Annotated in this window: 14 protein-coding genes and 1 tRNA gene; 7 read left to right on the top strand and 8 right to left on the bottom strand. The window is 29.1% G+C overall.

Annotation, left to right across the window (positions count from 1 at the left end; translation table 11 throughout):
• Nucleotides 1-11: 11 nt before the first annotated feature.
• The 6 genes from BLT70_RS15535 to BLT70_RS15560 form a co-directional block, all read right to left on the bottom strand.
• The gene (locus BLT70_RS15535; RefSeq protein ID WP_091896444.1) at nt 12-3305 is read right to left on the bottom strand and encodes a SusC/RagA family TonB-linked outer membrane protein; all 3294 of its coding nucleotides are present in this window, start codon (nt 3303-3305) and stop codon (nt 12-14) included.
• Nucleotides 3306-3308: 3 nt separating this feature from the next.
• Complete coding sequence (locus BLT70_RS15540) at nt 3309-5846, bottom strand: zinc-dependent metalloprotease (RefSeq protein ID WP_091896447.1); 2538 nt, start codon at nt 5844-5846, stop codon at nt 3309-3311.
• Nucleotides 5847-5935: 89 nt separating this feature from the next.
• The gene (locus BLT70_RS15545) at nt 5936-7573 is read right to left on the bottom strand and encodes a histidine kinase (RefSeq protein WP_091896450.1); all 1638 of its coding nucleotides are present in this window, start codon (nt 7571-7573) and stop codon (nt 5936-5938) included.
• Nucleotide 7574: 1 nt separating this feature from the next.
• Nucleotides 7575-8345, bottom strand: a complete 771-nt coding sequence (locus BLT70_RS15550) for a LytTR family DNA-binding domain-containing protein (protein WP_091896453.1) — start codon at nt 8343-8345, stop codon at nt 7575-7577.
• Nucleotides 8346-8505: 160 nt separating this feature from the next.
• Nucleotides 8506-8579, bottom strand: a tRNA-Ile gene (locus BLT70_RS15555).
• Between the two features lie 63 nt (nt 8580-8642).
• On the bottom strand, nt 8643-9614 hold the full coding sequence (locus BLT70_RS15560; RefSeq protein WP_172824425.1) for a polyprenyl synthetase family protein: 972 nt from the start codon (nt 9612-9614) through the stop codon (nt 8643-8645).
• A 127-nt stretch (nt 9615-9741) separates the two neighbouring features.
• Between BLT70_RS15560 and BLT70_RS15565 the strand changes: the two genes are divergently transcribed.
• From BLT70_RS15565 to BLT70_RS15585, 5 genes are all read left to right on the top strand, one after another.
• Nucleotides 9742-10347: a TetR/AcrR family transcriptional regulator gene (locus BLT70_RS15565; RefSeq protein ID WP_091896459.1), complete on the top strand. Its 606-nt coding sequence runs from the start codon at nt 9742-9744 to the stop codon at nt 10345-10347.
• On the top strand, nt 10348-11682 hold the full coding sequence (locus BLT70_RS15570; protein ID WP_091896462.1) for a TolC family protein: 1335 nt from the start codon (nt 10348-10350) through the stop codon (nt 11680-11682). It begins immediately after the preceding gene.
• Between the two features lie 6 nt (nt 11683-11688).
• A complete protein-coding gene (locus tag BLT70_RS15575; RefSeq protein WP_091896465.1) occupies nt 11689-12861 on the top strand; it encodes an efflux RND transporter periplasmic adaptor subunit in 1173 nt (390 codons plus the stop codon).
• Between the two features lie 11 nt (nt 12862-12872).
• Complete coding sequence (locus BLT70_RS15580) at nt 12873-16340, top strand: efflux RND transporter permease subunit (RefSeq protein ID WP_091896468.1); 3468 nt, start codon at nt 12873-12875, stop codon at nt 16338-16340.
• Nucleotides 16341-16431: 91 nt separating this feature from the next.
• Entirely contained in the window at nt 16432-16902 is a 471-nt protein-coding gene (locus tag BLT70_RS15585; RefSeq protein ID WP_091896470.1) for a regulatory protein RecX, read from the top strand.
• On the opposite strand, the gene BLT70_RS15590 is transcribed toward BLT70_RS15585, so the two are convergent.
• Nucleotides 16895-17413: a nuclear transport factor 2 family protein gene (locus tag BLT70_RS15590; protein ID WP_091896473.1), complete on the bottom strand. Its 519-nt coding sequence runs from the start codon at nt 17411-17413 to the stop codon at nt 16895-16897. The genes BLT70_RS15585 and BLT70_RS15590 overlap by 8 nt on opposite strands.
• Nucleotides 17414-17423: 10 nt before the next feature.
• Complete coding sequence (locus tag BLT70_RS15595; protein ID WP_091896476.1) at nt 17424-18038, bottom strand: hypothetical protein; 615 nt, start codon at nt 18036-18038, stop codon at nt 17424-17426.
• Between the two features lie 131 nt (nt 18039-18169).
• On the opposite strand from BLT70_RS15595, the gene BLT70_RS15600 reads away from it, so the two are divergent.
• Nucleotides 18170-18766, top strand: a complete 597-nt coding sequence (locus tag BLT70_RS15600) for a thioredoxin family protein (protein ID WP_091896479.1) — start codon at nt 18170-18172, stop codon at nt 18764-18766.
• 95 nt (nt 18767-18861) lie between these two features.
• Nucleotides 18862-19344, top strand: a complete 483-nt coding sequence (locus BLT70_RS15605; protein ID WP_091896482.1) for an ABC transporter ATPase — start codon at nt 18862-18864, stop codon at nt 19342-19344.
• The last annotated feature ends 2 nt before the right edge of the window (nt 19345-19346 follow it).

The following is a 19346-nucleotide window of genomic DNA, read 5'->3' on the forward strand; positions in this document are numbered from 1 at the left end:
AATATTATTTTTTAAAACGTAAGGTTAAATCCTACAGAAATAATTTTAGGTATTGGTTGAGCGTAAATACTACCATAAGTTTCTGGATCGAAGAAACCATCGTAATTAGTACCAATAACAAATAAATTGCGCCCTTCTATGTTAAAATTTAAACTAGAGAAATTTAATTTTTCGACGGCTTTTTTAGGGAATGAATAGCTAAACTTAATGCTGCTAATACGTAAATAAGAGATGTCTTTAATCCAAATATCTAAATCATCGTAAGTTCTACCATCATCAGAAGAGTTAAACCAATTATATACTAAATCAGTATCAAAACCTGGTGTATTAAAACCAATTAAGGCAGGTAGGTTACCTTTACCTGCTTTTAAAATATCGGTACTATAATTATTGCCTGGTTGTGCTTGAGTTAAATTATAACTTGGTGTGGCTTTTACAGTTTGCTTAAGATTAAAGTTGGTTAAAATACGTAAGCCAAATTGCTTGTATGTAAAACTATTATTAAAACCACCACTAAATTTTGGAGTAGCATCACCAATATAAGAATATAAATTTCTGTGTTCTTCTCTTGTTAGTTGACTACCATCTGTACCTTCTTCTAAATTATAAAAATCTACTGCTGATACTTTTACACCATCTCTCCAAAATAATGGAAGACCATTACTGTCTAATCCTGCTGTTTTAATACCAAAAATAGCTGTAGAACTATACCCTTTTAAAGAGGGTTTAAAATCTTCTTCTCTAATTTCTATATCTTCTACAATACTTTTGTTATGAGAGATGTTGAAACTTGACGACCATTTAAAATCATCTTTTTTAATATTAACAGTATGTAATAAAAATTCGAACCCTTTGTTACTAACACTTGCCCAGTTGGTATTTATAAAACTAAAACCACTTTCTAAAGGAACAGATTGTAAGCCTATTAAATCTGTACTTGTTCTGGTATAATAATCACTTGTTATATGAATTCGATTATCAAGTAATCCTAAATTGAATCCAATATTAGACGATACCGTTTTTTCCCATCTAAGATTTGCATTTGGTGCACTAGTTGCTCTAATAATCTCTTCGCTTGTACCTGGTAAAATAGTCTCTGTATAATACTCACCAATTACATATGGAGATGTAGATTTATCAATATTACCTTGTACACCATAAGAAGCACGTATTTTAAAATCGCTAATAAAATCTATATCAGATATAAAATCTTCTCTAAACACATTCCACGACCCAGCAACAGACCATAAAGGTAAATATCTATATTTAGGATTTACCCCAAAAAGGTTAGAACCATCGTATCTTAAACTCGTAAAAAAAGTATATTTTTTATCTAAAGTATAAGATGCTGTTCCAAAAAATGAAGCATATGCGTTTTCATAATACGATTTACTGTACGTATCGAATAAAGAATTTGTTAAAGCTCTTTCGTCTGTTATGGCAATTGTTGTTAGTGTATTTGCATTAAAACCAAAGCCTTTTGCATGGATTTCCGTTTTTTTATTCCTTCTGAATTCTGTACCAATCATAACATCTAGCTCATGCCTATTGTTAAATATTGTGCTGTAGTTTGCTGTGGTTTTCCAATTATATTGAAATACATCAGAATTCCAATTTTGAATTATTCCGCCTTTTGGCATGTAATATGCAGAACCACTTGAGGTATTATACTGAGATCTTTGTTCGTATTTTCTTGTATAATAACTTTCTTCGTCACTAAATTTTTCTGTTTTATCAAAATCTAACTGTAAACCTAATTGACTATTAATTTCAAAGTCTTTTGCAATCTTATAATTTACATCTAAAATAGCTTTTAAAGAGTTAGATATTAATTCGTAGTTTGTGTTTTCTCTTTCTTCTAAAACATTATAATTTAAATTTAGATCAGATCTTTCAACTAAATCAGGATCATAAACATAATCTCCATTTTCATCTGTAAGTGATAAATACGGGTTTGCAGTTCTTGAATAATAAGAAGGATTTGTGTAGGCATCTGCACCTGTAATGTAAGAACTTGTTTTTGTTTGACTACCAAAAAGAGAGACACCAACTTTTAATTTATCATTAATAGAAAACTTATCTTTAAGTGTAACATTATAACGTTGTTGCCCTGTGCCCGTAGTTGTACCTTTCTGATCAAATAAACCTGTAGAAAAATAATAGTTATTCTGATCATCTCCTCCAGAAATACTTACACTGTACTGTTGATTAACGGCAGTTTGGTATAACTGATCTCCCCAATTAGTGTTGGTTTGTTTTAAATTATTTATTTCGTTTTGTGTATTTAGTGAAAGACTTTCAAAACCATTATTTTGAAAGTTATCATATTCCCCATAATAATTTAAAATTCTAGCAACACTACCTCTATCTTGCTGATAAGTTAAGTCTGAACGACCTGCCAAATACAATTCGAAATCTACTTTTTGGCTAGAATTCATTAAATTTAATTTACTAAAATTAGGCTTTTGTGTAACGAAAAAATTTCCATTAGCCTGTATACGCATAGACCCTTTTTTACCACTTTTACTTGTAATAACAATAACTCCATTGGCTGCTCTTGCTCCATAAATAGAAGTAGCAGAGGCATCTTTTAAAACAGTAATACTTTCTATATCTTCTGGATTTAAACCTGCAATAGGATAAGATTCTAAATTATCTATATTGTCTTTATCTCTAAAATCTTCGGGTATATCGCTTCCGTCTAAAGGAATTCCGTCTAAAACCCAAAGAGGATCAGAAGAACCATTTAAGGTTGCACTACCACGAATTACTATTTTAGCGGGTGCTCCTGGAGCTCCACTAGTAGGCTGAACTACAACACCTGCTATTTGACCCGTTAACATATGATCTATACTTGAAACCCCTGATTGCTCTATTTCTGCCACCTTAATTTTCTCGTAAGCCGATGTTATTTTACGTTTTTCAATTTTTTGATAACCCGTTATAATAATTTCGTCTAAAACTTCATCGCTTTCTTTTAATACAATAGTGTAATTTGTTTTTTCAGCAGAAACAGCAATTTTTTCTGTTTCGTAACCGATATAAGAAACTAAAAAGTATTTTATATCTTGACGGATAGTTAGCTTAAATTCTCCATCAAAATTGGTAGTTGTACCTAACATTCTACCATCTATAACACCTTCTGTATTAGATTTGCTTCCGATAATTGCAGATGACACATAGACTGAAGCGCCTATAATAGGTGTTTTGGTAGTTTTATCTACGACTTGACCAGTAATTACTTTTTGGTTTTGCCCCATAAGTATCGCTGGAATAAAAATTAATAAATATATTAACCTTTTCATGTTTTAGTTTTTCAAATTATAAGTTATTCTTGCAATCAAATCGCTATAATGCTCTTTGGTTGCTCTGTCTCCTTTTCTTTTCTTTTTTTCTAATAACCTTAATGCTTTCTCTAAAGCAGCTCTTTTATTTGTTCCGATATCCGCAACTCTAGGTAAATAAGAGAAATGAATGTTTTTAAACTTATTAGTGTCGTTAGAAATGGTGTTTTCTTTCGTTTTTTCTAAAAGTTTATTTCTATCTACGGTTAAAACATCGATATAATTTTTCTGGGTAATACGATCGAACATATCTAAAGACAGTCCTTTTTTTGTTTTCTTAAATATCGCATCAAAAAGAGTATCAAATAAATATTCTTCTGTAAAAGCTTCTTCTTTATCATTTGATAAAACTTGATTCTCTGTAATACGCATTAAACGATCTGTTTTAACCAAAGCATAAATTACATTTGTTTGATAAATACGCAGCATAGATACGGGAGAGTAGTAACGCTCGCCATCTGGCGCATCTCTTACCGCAAATATCTTATTTGTTATTTGTGGTGTAAACAGCCACTTTTGAGGCATTATTGCATTGTTAATTAAATAATTAAGCGCCTTTTTTTGAAACGCACCAGATACTGGTTTAAAAGTATCTTTGCCATCGCCAGAAACAGTATTGTTTACATAAACACCCCCAATATTTGCCATAACATGATTATTATAAAGCTCCCACTGATCAATTACAGATTTATATAATTTTGATGCTTTGTAATAATCTTGCCCTTCTTCGTTTGTCCATTTTAAAATATTAGGCATTATCCTTTTTAAGTTTTTTAAACCATATTCACTTGCTTTAATAGCATTATCGCCTAAATCTTCGCTTTGAGATCTTGGATCTACAATACTATTTTGTTGCGCTCCATAAAAATACAGGGGATCGTTTTCATGTTTACGAATCCATTGGTTTAAAATAGGTAACTCTTCATGAGCGGTTTTATTTTGTATCCATCTATATCCCCAATTGATTGCATAAGTATCGTAAACACCTATTTTAGGAGTAATATCTACTACATTATCTTCTGGCTGAGCTACATAGTTAAATCTAGCATAATCCATAATAGATGGTGCTGTACCGCCCATTTTAGAAGTAAATGTTCTCGATCTTAAAGAATCTACAGGATAACTAAAAGAAGCGCCCATATTGTGTTTTAATCCAAAGGTATGCCCAACTTCATGAGAAGACACAAAACGAATTGCTTCTCCCATATGTGTATCAGAAAACTTATTACCTCTAGCTTTAGCGTCTATTGGGCCTGTTTGTACACGAATCCAAGCATGTAAACCTTTCATTAAATTGTGCCACCAAATAATATCTGCTTCTAAAATTTGACCACTTCTAGGATCTACAACAGACGGTCCCATAGCATTTTGCTTTTCTGATGCTGCGTACGTAATTACAGAATAACGAACATCATCTGCATCAAAATCTATATCATTATCCGAAGGAAATTTAACTTTAACAGCATTTTTAAATCCGGCAGCTTCAAAAGCTACACTCCAATCATAAACACCCTTTTCTATATAAGATCTCCATTGTTTTGGTGTTGCTGGGTCTATATAATATACTATTGGTTTTTTAGGTTCTACTAATTCACCTCTGCTATAAGCTGCTATGTCTTTATCTTTTGGCTCTAAATTCCAACGTGTAATCATGTGTCTGATTTCTACCTCATGCTGACTGTCTGAATAATATTCCATTGGAATACTAAAAAAACCAATACGATGATCATCAAACCGTGGTTTCATAATTTTAGTCGGCAATAATACAATGTTTATTGTTACCCCAATTGTTAGTGGTAATTCTGCACTGCCAGCTTCTTTTACACCTGTAGTTACTATTGATTTAACTACAATATTTTCTGGAAAAGATTTAATTGTTTCTATTTTAGAAAGTTTGGTTTTTACACTTCCACCTAAGCCAATATTTGTAAGCACATCGCTAAAACTCTTCTCTTTTCCGTTAAAAACTTTATTCACTTTTATAAATACTGATGTAGAATCTGTATTGTTCGCCTCAATATCAAATTCTTCTATAATCGATTCTCTAAAATTATCTTTAACGGATAATGAAATTGCATCATTTGTAGGAGATTGCACTCTTGGATTTATGGTTTTAACCCAAACTTTATTTGCTAATGTATCTTTATAAAAACGAACCATTTTGGTTTCGAAGGTCATTCCTTTATTTAAACCATGACCGTTTAAAGCATAAGGCACACTAGATACTTTATTTACGATAAGAAAATCTCTAGAAAGTAGCGAGTCTGGAATTTCGAAGTAATACTCATCCTTTAGAGTATAAAGATTAAAAACACCTTTTTTAACTTTAGCCTCTTTTAAAAATTTTTGATAATTCAGCTTTTTTGTATCTGATATATTGTTGCTGTCTTTTTTTGTTTCATCTTCTTTTTCTTGCGCAAAATTTGTGCTGCAAATAAAAAACAGCATGCAAAAAACAGTATAACGAATCAAGGCTTTATCCTTAAATGAAGTGTATTTCATGAAAATATAAATTGAGCTCCAAATTTTGATTAAATACTAAAGTTATTAAAACGAAAAGGAGTGAACGAAGTAAAATAAGGAGTGAAATGCTATTTTACATTAATAAAGGGTAGTGTGCAGATAAATTTACCATCTAAAATGGCTGTATTAAAGTTTTTAATTTGATAATATTGGTACGTATTCTCTAAATAAGTTAGCCCAATTTGATGACTATTCTCGTCTTTTTGCTTTCTTGGCATATAATTATTTATAACTTTTATCTTATCGTTTAAAATTATAACTTCTATAAATAATGGATTTTGTTTTGTAATGTTATTGTGTTTTATAGCATTTTCTACCAAGGTTTCTAAAGACAAAAAAGGTATTTTATTTTGCAATACTTTAGCATCACTTTTGTTAATTATAGAAACATTTAAACTATTATTAAACCGTATTTCTTGCAAAAACACATATTGTTGTAAAAAGGTAATCTCTTTTTTTACAGATATTAAATTACCATCTCTTTCCTCTAAAAGATATCTGTATACGTCTGCTAACTTTATAACAAATTGCTGAGATAATTCTGGATTTAAATCAATTAAAACATGTAAAGAATTTAAACTATTAAATAGAAAATGAGGATTCATTTTTTTCTTTAACTGATTTAATTGAAGTACTGCATTTTCTTTTTGATATTTTTCATTTGCATAAATTAACTGTTCTTTTTCTTCTAAAACCCTAAGATTTTCAACAAATTCTTTTTTTAATTGCAATCTGTAAACAATTAAAATAAGCATGAATGTAGCAAATGCTAAAGAACTGATCCAAGAAAAATAACGTTGTATGCTTTGTGTGGTTTCTTTTAAATGAATTTGAACAGGAAAACTAACAACAGTTATTAATGATGTATTGCTTATTTTTATGGTTTGATAATATCTTAGCACCTCTAAATCTAAAAATTCTGAAACAGCTTTAGATGTTAAAATATTTTTATTTCTAGGTACATAATAACCATTTATCTTAATTGTACTTTGCAACACTTTTTCTATAGAAATAGTATCGAAATAACCTTCTAACTTTTTTCCTATATATGTTGTGTCTGGATGCAAAATACAAACCCCGTCTTTGTTGGTTACCACCGTATATCCACCATCTCCTTTATATTTTTCAGAAAAATAGTTCCAAAAGTTTAATAAATCAACATCATAACCAAAAGTAACAGTAGTATCGTTTTTTAATTTTATAGCATATGTTTTTCTATAGAGTACTTTATTTTTACTAGTTAGTATGGTATCTCTAGTATTTTTTGTTTCTGATACATTTTTTTTACTGAGATAATTATGTATTTCTTTAGTGTATAAAGCATTCTTATTGGGACTATAAAAATCTACTGTATCATTTTTAGAAAATACGATAAACGTATTAGAAATATTTTGATTTTCTAAAGCCAAACCAGCTGTAAAAACTAGCTTTTCTTTTAATTCTTTGGTGGATGTTTTATTAGAATATTTAATAATTTGCTCAGCATCATTTAAATAACTATTCAATTGATTAAACTCGAAAAATACCACGTTTTCCTTATCCTTTAAATTACCTTGAATTAAATCTTCTACTAAATTTTCTGTAACAGAGGTAATTTTTGGTGTTATTAAAGCACTTCCTATAAAGTAAATAGCAATAAATAAGAAACTAATAAAAAAGTATTGCCTGTGTTGCTTAAATTTTAAGAATAAATTATTTGAAGCCATATTAACGATTTAACCAATCTTTAAAAGCAGTGATACGATTAGAACTTACAAAAATAAGATCTCTTGCATTTATTTGTGGTTGTAATTCTATTTTCAATCTATTGTGACTGTATTTTGCAATTTTTTTAATGGCTAAATGACTAATAATATATTTTCGGTTTATTTTAAAAAATTGATCTTTAGATAATTTATGCTCTAAACTAGAAATGGTGTCTGCATATAAATAACTTTCACCAGAAATTGTAAATATAAAAAGTGATTTATTTTCTGCCATAAAATAGGCAATTTGGTTACTTTCTATAGATCGAAAATTTTCTCCAATAGATACCAAAAAACGTTTTTGTTCTTCTTTTTTTTCGTTAGAATCTTTTAACTCTAAAATGTATTTATCTAGCTGTTTAAAATCTACTGCTGTGTTTTTATTAAAATTAATGTGCTTTTTTATAGCGTTTTCTAACCGAACCGTATCATAAGGTTTTAATAAATAATCGATAGCAAAAAACTGGAATGATTGTATGGCATATTGATCGAAGGCAGTTGTAAAAATTATAGGGGTTTTTATTTTTAAGGAATCAAAAATCTCAAAACTTTCTCCATCACCTAAATGAATATCGCTTAAAATAAGATCGCAAGTATTATTCTTAAACCATTCTATAGATTGCTCAACACTTTCTAAACGCTTTTTTATGGTTATAGGATACTCCATTTTTAAAAGCATTTTTTCTAAAGAATTTGCAGCTAAATCTTCATCTTCAATAATAACAATATCCATTCTTGTATTTTTAAGTTCTGTTTAGGCTGTAGTATAAAATATAATAAGATGTGCAAAAATAAACATAACCTACTATAAATCAACATATTTAACATCTAATTGCTATACTAATAAAACAATAAAGCCTTTCGATATTTCGAAAGGCTTTAGATAATTAAAGTGGTCCCACATGGACTCGAACCATGGACCACCTGATTATGAGTCAGGTGCTCTAACCAACTGAGCTATAGGACCGATAATTAAGGCTGCAAATGTACTATAATTTTTAAATTATTTGCAAATAAAATTAAAGAATAATTACACAGTTCTATTCATTAACCATAAACCAAACTCTCTTAAGCCCTCTTTATTACTTTTTGTGATATTCATTTTTGCTAAAGTGTTAAATGCCTTTTGGGTATAATGTTCTATTTGATGTTTAATTAATACAGGAATATCATTTAAATCAAAAATTCTTCTTATTTCTTCAATTTTAATAGAATTATCGTCTAGTTTTAGATTGTAATAATGCTTTAGCTTATTTCTATCTTTCTCATTCGCAACTTCTAAACATTTTAAATACAAAAATGTTTTTTTGTTTTCTATAATATCTCCACCAACTTGTTTCCCAAAGGTTTCTGGATCTCCAAAGGTGTCTAAATAGTCATCTTGTAATTGAAAAGCCAAACCTAAATTTAAACCGAAATCGTAAATTAAATTAGCATTTTCTTCATCTGTTTTGGCTACAATTGCCCCCATTTTTAAAGCAGCTGCAACTAAAACTGATGTTTTTAAACGAATCATATTTATATATTCGTCGATAGTTACATCATTTCTAGTTTCAAAATCTACATCTAATTGCTGTCCGTCGCAAACTTCTAAGGCAGTTTTACTAAATAATTTTGCTAATTTCTGAAAAACAATTGGTTCATAATTTTCGAAATACTGATATGCTAAAATTAACATGGCATCTCCAGAAAGTATGCCTGTATTTATATTCCATTTTTCATGAACGGTAACTTTACCTCTTCTTAAAGGCGCATCATCCATAATATCGTCATGAATTAACGTAAAATTATGAAAAACTTCAACTGCTAAAGCTGCTGGCATTGCTTTTTTATAATCCGAAGAAAAAATATCTGCAGCCATTAATGTTAAAACAGGACGTATTCTCTTACCTCCTAATTGCAATATATAATCGATGGGTTCATATAAGTTTTTAGGCTCATGAATCCATACTTTAGATTCTAAATACTGCAAAAACTCTTGTTGATATTGTAAAATGTTCAAATCTGTAATTTTTTGTAAAAATAATGTAAAGAAATTCTTCTTTTTAATGTTATTGTTAAAAAATCATTAAAACTTTGGAAACTTTATTTGTTTCTAAAGTTTCCATATGTATATTTGCACTCGAATTATGAAAGAAAAAATTTTAGAAAAATCGAACGAACTCTTCTTAAACCTAGGTTTTAAGAGTGTTACTATGGATGAAATTGCAAATGCATTAGGGGTTTCTAAAAAAACAATTTACAAATATTTTAGTAATAAAACCGCTTTGATAGCTGCTGTTACAGATAATATGTTTGAAACTATTTGTTGTAGTATAGATACTGTTTGTGAAGAAAAAATGAATCCTATCGATGAGTTATACCACATTAAACGTATAATAATGTCTCATCTAAAAGACGAAAAATCTTCACCTTTTTATCAGCTTCAAAAATATTATCCTAAAATATATGCCTCTTTAACACAGAAACAATTTCATGTAATGCAAGAAACTGTGCAAGATAATTTGCAAAGAGGAATCGATTCTGGCTTATTTAGGACAGAAATAGACATCGAATTTATTAGTAGAATTTACTTTAGTGGAATGATTGGTATTAAAGATCAACAGTTATTTCCGGTAATAAAATATTCGATGAACACGTTATTAAATAATTACTTAGAATATCATATTAGAGGAATATCAACAGAAAAAGGAGTACAAGAATTAGAACAACAATTAAAAAACAATAATTTATAAATGAAGAAATATATATACATATTTTCTTTTTTTGCTTTTACAATCTCTTTAAAAGCACAAGAAAAAACAATGGAATTATCTCTAAAAGAAGCAATAAGCTTTGGTATAGAAAATAGTTACAACACAAAAGTAGCAAGAAACGATATTAAATCTGCAAAGGATAAAGTTTGGGAAACAACAGCTATTGGTTTACCTCAAATTAATGGAGCTGTAGATTACCAGCAATATTTAAAACTACCTATTACTTTAATAGATTTTGATGGCGATGGCACAAACGAAGAATTTGTATTTGTTCAAAAACAAAGTTTAAACGCTTCTGTAACTTTAACTCAATTATTGTTTGATGGTTCTTATTTAGTAGGCTTACAAGCTTCTAAAACCTATTTAAAAATATCTAAACAAGCAGAAGAAAAAACAGAACTAACTACTAGAGAAGCAATTATTAACGCTTATGGTAACGTTTTAATTACAGAAAGTAGCATTGCTATATTAGAAAGTAATATTAAAATTCTTCAAAAAAATTATGATGACGCTAAAAAAATCTATGAAAATGGATTGAATGAAGAAGAAGATGTAGAGCAATTAGAAATTACTTTAGGAAATTTAAAAAATCAATTAAATAGTGTTATCAGAATGAAAAAAATAGCTTACCAAATGTTAAATCTTTCACTTGGTAATGATATAAATACAACACTAATTTTAACTGATAACTTAGATTCTTTAGTAAAAACCAATATAGAACTTGCTTTAATTTCTGAAGATTTTGATGTGAACAATCATATTGATTTTAAAATTTCTGAAAACGACAGAGAAACAAAACGTTTAACAGTAAAATTAGAACAAAGTAAAGCTTTACCTACTTTAAGTGCATTTGTTAATTATGGTAGCCAAGCTTATTCTGACTCTTTTTCGTTCTTTAAAGGCAGTCAAGAATGGTTTGCTTCTTCTCTTTTAGGTATTAGCTTAAATGTACCCATTTTTAGTAGTTTTAGTAGAAAATCTAAAACAGCGCAAGCAAAAATAGCATTAGAAAATGCCAATTTACGTTTAGAAGAAACCAAACAACGTTTAAACTTATTAGCAGAAACAGCAAAAAGCGAATATCAATTAAGTATTGAAAATTATACTACAGCTCAAAAAAATCTAGGTTTATCAGAAAGAATAGAAAAGAAACAACGCATTAAATTTTTTGAAGGTATTTCTTCTAGTTTCGATTTATTACAAGCTCAAAATCAATTATACACACAACAACAAAATTACATACAATCTATGTTAGATGTAATTTCTAAAAAAGCGGCATTAGAAAACGCATTAAACTTACCAATTAAACAATAACCAGGCATGAGAAAAATATATTCATTATTAGTAATAACAACTGTTTTAATCTCTTGCGGAGAGAAAAAAACAACATCTATAGAAAGTTTAATTTCTTCTGGAACCTTAACAGAGTTAACAGCTAAAAAGAAAGAAATTACCACCAATTTAGAAGCAATAAATGCAGATTTAGAAGCAATAAATAACGCAATTGCCATAAAAGATACAGTAAAAAAATTACCTTTAATAACAACATTCGTTGCTAAAGAAGAGGTTTTTAAACATTATTTAGAAATTCAAGGAAGCGTAAAAACAAAACAAAACATTTTAATTTATCCAGAAATGGCAGGTATTTTAAAATCTGTTTACGTAAAAGAAGGGCAAAAAGTTACCAAAGGACAAGTATTAGCAACTATAGATGATGGTGGTTTAAGTAACCAAGTGGCACAATTAGAAGCTACAACCCAATTGGCAAAAACCACTTACGAACGTCAAAAACGTTTATGGGAACAAAAAATTGGATCTGAAATTCAGTTTTTACAAACAAAAACAAATTACGATGCGCAACAAAACACCCTTAAGCAACTTAAAACTCAACTAGGTAAATCAACAATAAAAGCACCTTTTTCTGGTGTTATAGACGATGTAATAAAAGAATCTGGTAATGTTGTTGCTCCAGGAATTGGTTCAGAAATTTTTAGAATTGTAAACCTAAATAATATGTATATTGAAGCAGAAGTACCAGAAAGATACATTACTAGCATTCAAAAAAATAAAGAAGTTAAAATAGAATTTCCTGTTCTTGGCACAAACATAAACAGTTCTGTAAGACAAGTTGGTAGTTTTATAAACCCAAATAATAGATCTTTTAAAATTGAAGTTCCTGTTGCTAATAAAAACGGACATGTAAAACCAAATTTAACTGCAAAACTTCAAATTAATGATTATACAGATGATACTGCAATTTTAATTCCGCAAAGTATTATTTCTGAAAATGCAAGTGGTGAGCAATTTGTCTATGTTATAAAAAACAAAACTTCAGAAAATGAAGCTATTGCAGAAAGACTAGTTATTAAAACCGGTAAAACACAAGGTAATTTTATAGAAGTTTTAGAGAACTTACCTGTTGGAGCAGAAATTATAAAAGAAGGAGCGCGTAGTGTAAACAATGGGCAAACGGTAAAAGTTATCAATAAATAAAAAAATTAAGGATGACAAAACAAAAAAAACAAGTAGATAAAGAGTTTAAATTATCTGCTTGGGCAATTCATAATAAAACAACCATTTATACTTTAATGGCTGTATTATTTTTCTATGGTATTTCTGCTTATTTAAGCATGGCCAGAGAAAATTTTCCGGAAGTAAAAGAAACTAAAATTTACATTAGCACTGCATATCCTGGTAATACTGCAGAGGATATAGAAAAACTAATTACAGATCCTATAGAAGACCAAGTAAAAACGGTTAGTAATGTAGTAGAAGTTACCTCAACATCTCAAGAAGACTACTCAATTGTAGTTGTAGAGTTTGATGAAAATATTTCTGTAGAATTAGCAAAACAGAAAGTTAAAGACGAGTTAGCTACAGAAACAGCAAGTGAAGATTGGCCAACATTTAATGGCGCAAAAATAGAACCTAATGTGTTCGATTTAAGTTTATCTGAAGAAATTGCTATTTTAAATGTTAATATCTCTGGTGATTATCCTGTTTATAAACTAAAAGAGTTTGCAGAGTATTTACAAGACGATATCGAAGATTTATCAGAAATAAAACAAGCAGATATTCGTGGAGCTCAAGAAAAAGAAGTAGAAGTTGCTGTAGACATTTATAAAATGATGGCTGCAAAAGTTAGCTTTAACGACATAACTTCTGCCATTAACAACGGAAACGTAACCATGTCTGCAGGTAACTTTATAACAAGCGGACAAAGAAGAACGGTAAGAATTATTGGTGAAATTGAAGAGCCAAAAGCTTTAGAGAATTTTGTCATAAAATCAGAATTCGATAATCCTATTTATTTAAAAGATGTGGCAACGGTTTCTTTTAAAGATAAAGACAAAACCACTTTTGCTAGAGAAAGAGGGCAAGAAGTTGTAATGCTTGATGTTAAAAAGAGAGCAGGAGAAAACATGGTTGCCGCTTCAGAACAAATACAAGTAATTGTAAACGAAGCTATCAAAAACTATTTCCCTAAAGATTTAAAAGTTACTATTACTAACGATCAATCAGATAAAACAATTGGTCAGGTAGATGATTTAGTAAACAACATTATTTTTGGAGTTATTTTAGTTGTAACCGTATTAATGTTTTTCTTAGGATTTAAAAACGCAGTTTTTGTTGGTTTTGCAATACCAATGTCTATGTTTATGTCTTTAATGATCTTAAACTTATTAGGCTACACCATGAACACCATGATTCTTTTCGGGTTAATTATGGGACTCGGGATGTTAGTAGATAACGGAATTGTAGTTGTAGAAAACGTGTATCGTTTAATGGACGAAGAAGGAATGAATAGAATTGATGCTGCTAAAAAAGGGATTAGTGAAATTGCATACCCTATTATTATTTCTACAGCAACAACAGTTGCCGCATTCATACCTTTAGGACTTTGGCCAGGAATTATGGGAGACTTTATGGTATTACTACCAATAACATTATCTACCGTTTTAGGGTCATCTTTGTTAGTTGCTATTTTCTTTAACTCAGTTTTGGTTTCTCAATTTATGAGTGTAGAAGATGTAGATATGCCAATTAAAAAGATTGCCATTCTTACAGGAGTTATGACTGTAATAGGAATTATTATTTTATTTATAGGAGGATCTTACAGCGCTTTGGGTGCTTTAATGATTTTTGTTGCAATTATGCTTTGGGTGTATCGATTATTTTTAAGAGGTTGGGCAAATACTTTTCAAAATAAAGTATTACCAATATTAGAAGGATGGTACGAAAATAGCTTACGTTTTGCTTTATCTGGTAAAATGCCTTACGTTATCGTGATTAGCACAACAGTTCTTTTAATTATTTCTTTTATGGCCTTTGGATGGTCTTTAGGAACACAAAGAACTAAAGTTGAATTTTTTCCAGACAACAAACCAAACCAAATTATTGTTTATATAGAGTATCCGGAAGGTACAGACATTCAGAAAACAAACGACATTACAAAACAAATAGAACAAAAAGTAGAAAGCGTTTTATATAGTGATGAATATATGGATGGCGACTATAACTTTATGGTAGAAAGTTTAGTTTCTCAAGTTGGTGAAGGTGCAGGAAACCCACAAACAGATGGGGGTTCTGCTGCAGAAATGCCACATAAAGGAAAAGTAACTGCTTCTATGAGAGAATACAAATATAGACGTGGTTTAGATAGTGAATTAATGCGTCAAAAAGTGCAAACTGCTTTGGTTGGTATTTACCCTGGAGTTTTAATTTCTGTAGAAAAAGATGCTAACGGTCCACCTGCAGGATCGCCAATTAATATAGAAATTAAAGGTAATGATTATGCAGAATTGATACATACAGCACAAAGAATGCGCGATTTTATAAATACAAAAAGTATTGCTGGTATAGATGAATTAAAGATTGATGTAAATCGAGACAAACCTGGAATGCAAGTTTTAGTTGATAGAAAAAAAGCTGGAGAATTAGGCATTTCTACAGGGCAAGTGGGCTCTCAACTAAGAGCTTCTATCTTTGGTAATAAAGCGGGAGTTTATAAAGAAGATGGAGAAGATTATGATATTTATGTACGTTTTAATAAAGAAGATAGATATAATACAAGTGCCCTTTTTAATCAGAATATTATCTTTAGAGACATGGCTTCTGGTAAAGTAAAAGAAATTCCGGTTTCTACGGTAGCAACTCAAAAAAACAACTCTGGTTTTAGTGCAATTAAACACAAAGACGTAAAAAGAGTGGTAACTGTATATTCTGCGTTAACGCCTGGAGAAACAGATGCAGCAGCTGTTGTTGGTAAAATTCAGGCAGAAATGGAAAACTTTAAGAATTTACCTAAAGGGATTAAAATTGATTATACAGGACAAATTGAAGAACAAAATAAACAAATGGCATTTTTAGTAGGTGCATTTTTTACTGGTTTGGCTTTAATTTTCTTTATTTTAATTTTCCAATTTAACTCTATTTCTAAACCAGGAATTATCATGTTAGCCATTTTCTTAAGCTTTATCGGAGTCTTTGGCGGAATCGTTATTTCGGGCAGTTCTTTTGTTATTATGATGACCATGATGGGAATTATTTCACTTGCTGGTATTGTTGTAAATAACGGAGTTGTATTACTAGATTACGCGCAATTATTAATAGATAGAAAAAAAGACGAATTAGATTTAGATCATGAAGATTATTTAGACAAAAAATCTTTATATGAAGCAATTGTAAAAGCCGGTGGAGCACGTTTAAGACCTGTTTTATTAACAGCAATTACCACTATTTTAGGTTTAATTCCTTTAGCAATTGGTTTAAATATTAACTTCTTTACTTTGTTCACAGAATATAATCCACATATTTATTTTGGTGGAGATAATGTTGCCTTTTGGGGTCCTTTAGCTTGGACTGTTATTTATGGATTGTTAATTGCTACTTTCTTAACTTTAATTGTAGTGCCTATTTTATTTTATTTAATTACACAATTTAAAATGTGGTTGAAAATTAAGTTTGCTTAAAAAAAAATGTTAACTAGAAAAGGGTTGAAATTGTAATGATTTCAGCCTTTTTTGTTTACTTTAAACTCAAGTCTTTTTGTATGTTTGCTAAATGACTAAAAAGGTTTTTACTGTTGATGAAATTAAACGCAAATTAGAAAACTATTGTGTGTATCAAGATCGTTGTCATAAAGAAGTAGAGCAAAAAATGAGAGAGTTTCGCTTAATTCCGGAAGCAAGAGAACTCATTTTATTAAGTTTGATGAAAGACAACTTTTTAAATGAAGAACGTTTTTCTAAGAGTTTTGCAAGAGGTAAATTCAGAATTAAAAGCTGGGGAAAACAGCGAATTGTTAGAGAGTTAAAGTTTAGAGATATTTCTGCTTACAACATTAAAACAGCACTTAAAGAAATTGATGAAGACGAATATTTAAAAACTATTTACAGAATTACAGAAAACAGAAACGAAGTAATTTCTGAACCTAATATATACAAAAGAAAGAAAAAACTGATTGATTTTTTAATGCGAAAAGGTTTTGAAAATGATTTGATTTATAAAACTGTAAATGATGTGGTTAGTTAAATTTCTTTAAAAAGATAGCATCATTCTTTTTCTTAGCAGCAATTACAGCTTGCACATCGTCATTAGGTATAGAAACGGACAACACATACTGTTTAATCTTCCATTCATTATTTGATTTTTCTAAAACGCCAGAACCTCTACAAGTGCCCATCCAAGTATTTAAAAGCTCATCAAACCAAACAAAATCTCCTGAAGCATTTACATAAATAGTACGTTCTAAGGTTTTAAAATCCCACGCTTTGCCTTTATCAAAAAAAGGCTTACTAAAACTCATAAATTGTTTTTTAGTCCAATTTTCTGTAGCATCTGTTCCTATAAAGATAGAAATACTATCCATTTTATTAAAGTAGTTTTCAAAATTTGCTTCAGTTGCAGCCAAATGCCAATCGTCTAAAACAGTATTTACTGCTTTTTTAATTTCTTGCTGATTCTTAAAAGAAATTGGTTTTAAAGTACTTTTACAAGAAACCAAAATCATTAAAAACACAAAAAGTAAAACTGCTTTTTTCATAATTATATTTTTAAGATCCTTCAATCATTTTTTTTCTGTTAAGCCTTTTATCTTTCAATTTATTATTGATAGATTTTCTAGAAACACTATCAATTTTTGTAGAATCTAAACCTATAAAATCTAGATCTAATTCTATTTCATCTTGAAATCGTTCTTTTAATAAAATTGAATTTACTTTAGAATTAACAGCAGAAAAAGCATTAATAATTTTCTCTGTTTGCTTAGAAACCTCATCTGCTTTAATTGCAGGAATAAATGTCATATCTGATAAACGCAAAACTTCATTATCTAAAATATCTATCCTTGTATTAAAAGAAGGATTTTCAAACAATGCTGGTTTTACACTATCTTTTAAAGATTTTACCAATTCTTTTAACTCTAAAGCATTACTTAAAATTTCGTTTGGCGAAGCCTTTTTAAATCTTGATAAAAAAAGATCAACAGCTTTTAATTCTTGCCAATCTTCTATATCTTTTAAAAAAGTTGTATCTACTTTTTGTGCAACACCATAATTTTTAACAACACTTAAAACTGATTTTGTTTCTTGTACCTCAACAACCTCATCTTTCTTTTTATCACAAGAAAAAAAGACTACTAAAACTAAAAAAAGGAAACTATTTTTCACGATATAAAATTAGTTTGTAAAAATACACTTTTTTATTTCTTAATTCTGTTAAAGAAAAATCAACAACTTAAAAATAATGTAAGTTACTTTCTTTATTTTCGTCATAATATTGAATTTTAGTTTTATCAATTATGAAAAATACCCTAGAAAAAAGTTTAAAGCAAAGTATCTCTTATCAAGAATATCGAGATTTAGTTACTAACTTATTAGCAGAAAATAAATCTACAGGACCAAATCAATCAGAAGAATTAACAAATTATAGTTTGTTAAATGCAACAAGGATGAAACGTTTAGACAAAACCATTAAAATTTCTGATGAAACAACTAAAGAAATTCAACAAATTACGACACCACAAACATGGTTATTAATTACAGAAGGTTGGTGTGGAGACGCTGCTCAAAATTTACCAATTATCAATAAAATGGCAGATTTAAACAGTAATATTAGTTTAAAATTGGTTTTGCGTGATGAAAATGAAGACTTAATAGATCTTTTTTTAACAAATGGCGGAAAAGCAATTCCTAAATTAATTATTTTAGACCAAGAGAATAATGTAATAAATACTTGGGGACCAAGACCAACTGTGGCAACAAAAATGGTTGCTGATTACAAAGCAAAACATGGCGCTTTAGATGCTGAATTTAAACAAGATTTACAAGTTTGGTACAATAAAGACAAAGGAAAAAGCACACAAGAAGATTTTATCAATTTGATAAAAAATAATTAAAATAAAGTTTTAAATATTACTTTTTTAAAACCGCAAATTTGAAATTCAAGTTTGCGGTTTTTCTTTCAGTATATTTGCAGTATAAAATGTAAATAATGTTTGTAGAGTACAATACAATTGCAGAAGACGCTAAAGTTTGGGTATATCCATCTAGTAGAAAATTTTATCCAACAGAAATTGAAGAAATTGAAGAAAAAATAAAAACTTTTACAGAAAACTGGAAAGCTGAAGACGAAAATTTTAAAGTTTCTTATCAGTTTTTACATAATAGATTTATTGTTTTTATTGCTGATGTTTCAGAAACTACAATTTCAAATACAGATATCGATGCTTCTGTATCTTTTATTTTAGAATTACAAGAAACGTATAAAGTAGAACTTTTAGACAAAATGAATATTTGTTTTAAACAAGGAGAATTTATACAATACAAAGAACTAAAAGATTTAAAAAAACTGATTAAAAACAAAGCGTTAACAGGAAAAACGATCATTTTTGACAATCTGATAAATAATAAAGAAGATTTTGAAAATTTTTGGCAAATTGCTCTTGAAGATAGTTGGTATAACAGGTATTTATAAAT

The organism is Polaribacter sp. KT25b, from assembly GCF_900105145.1.
Classification (GTDB): Bacteria; Bacteroidota; Bacteroidia; order Flavobacteriales; family Flavobacteriaceae; genus Polaribacter.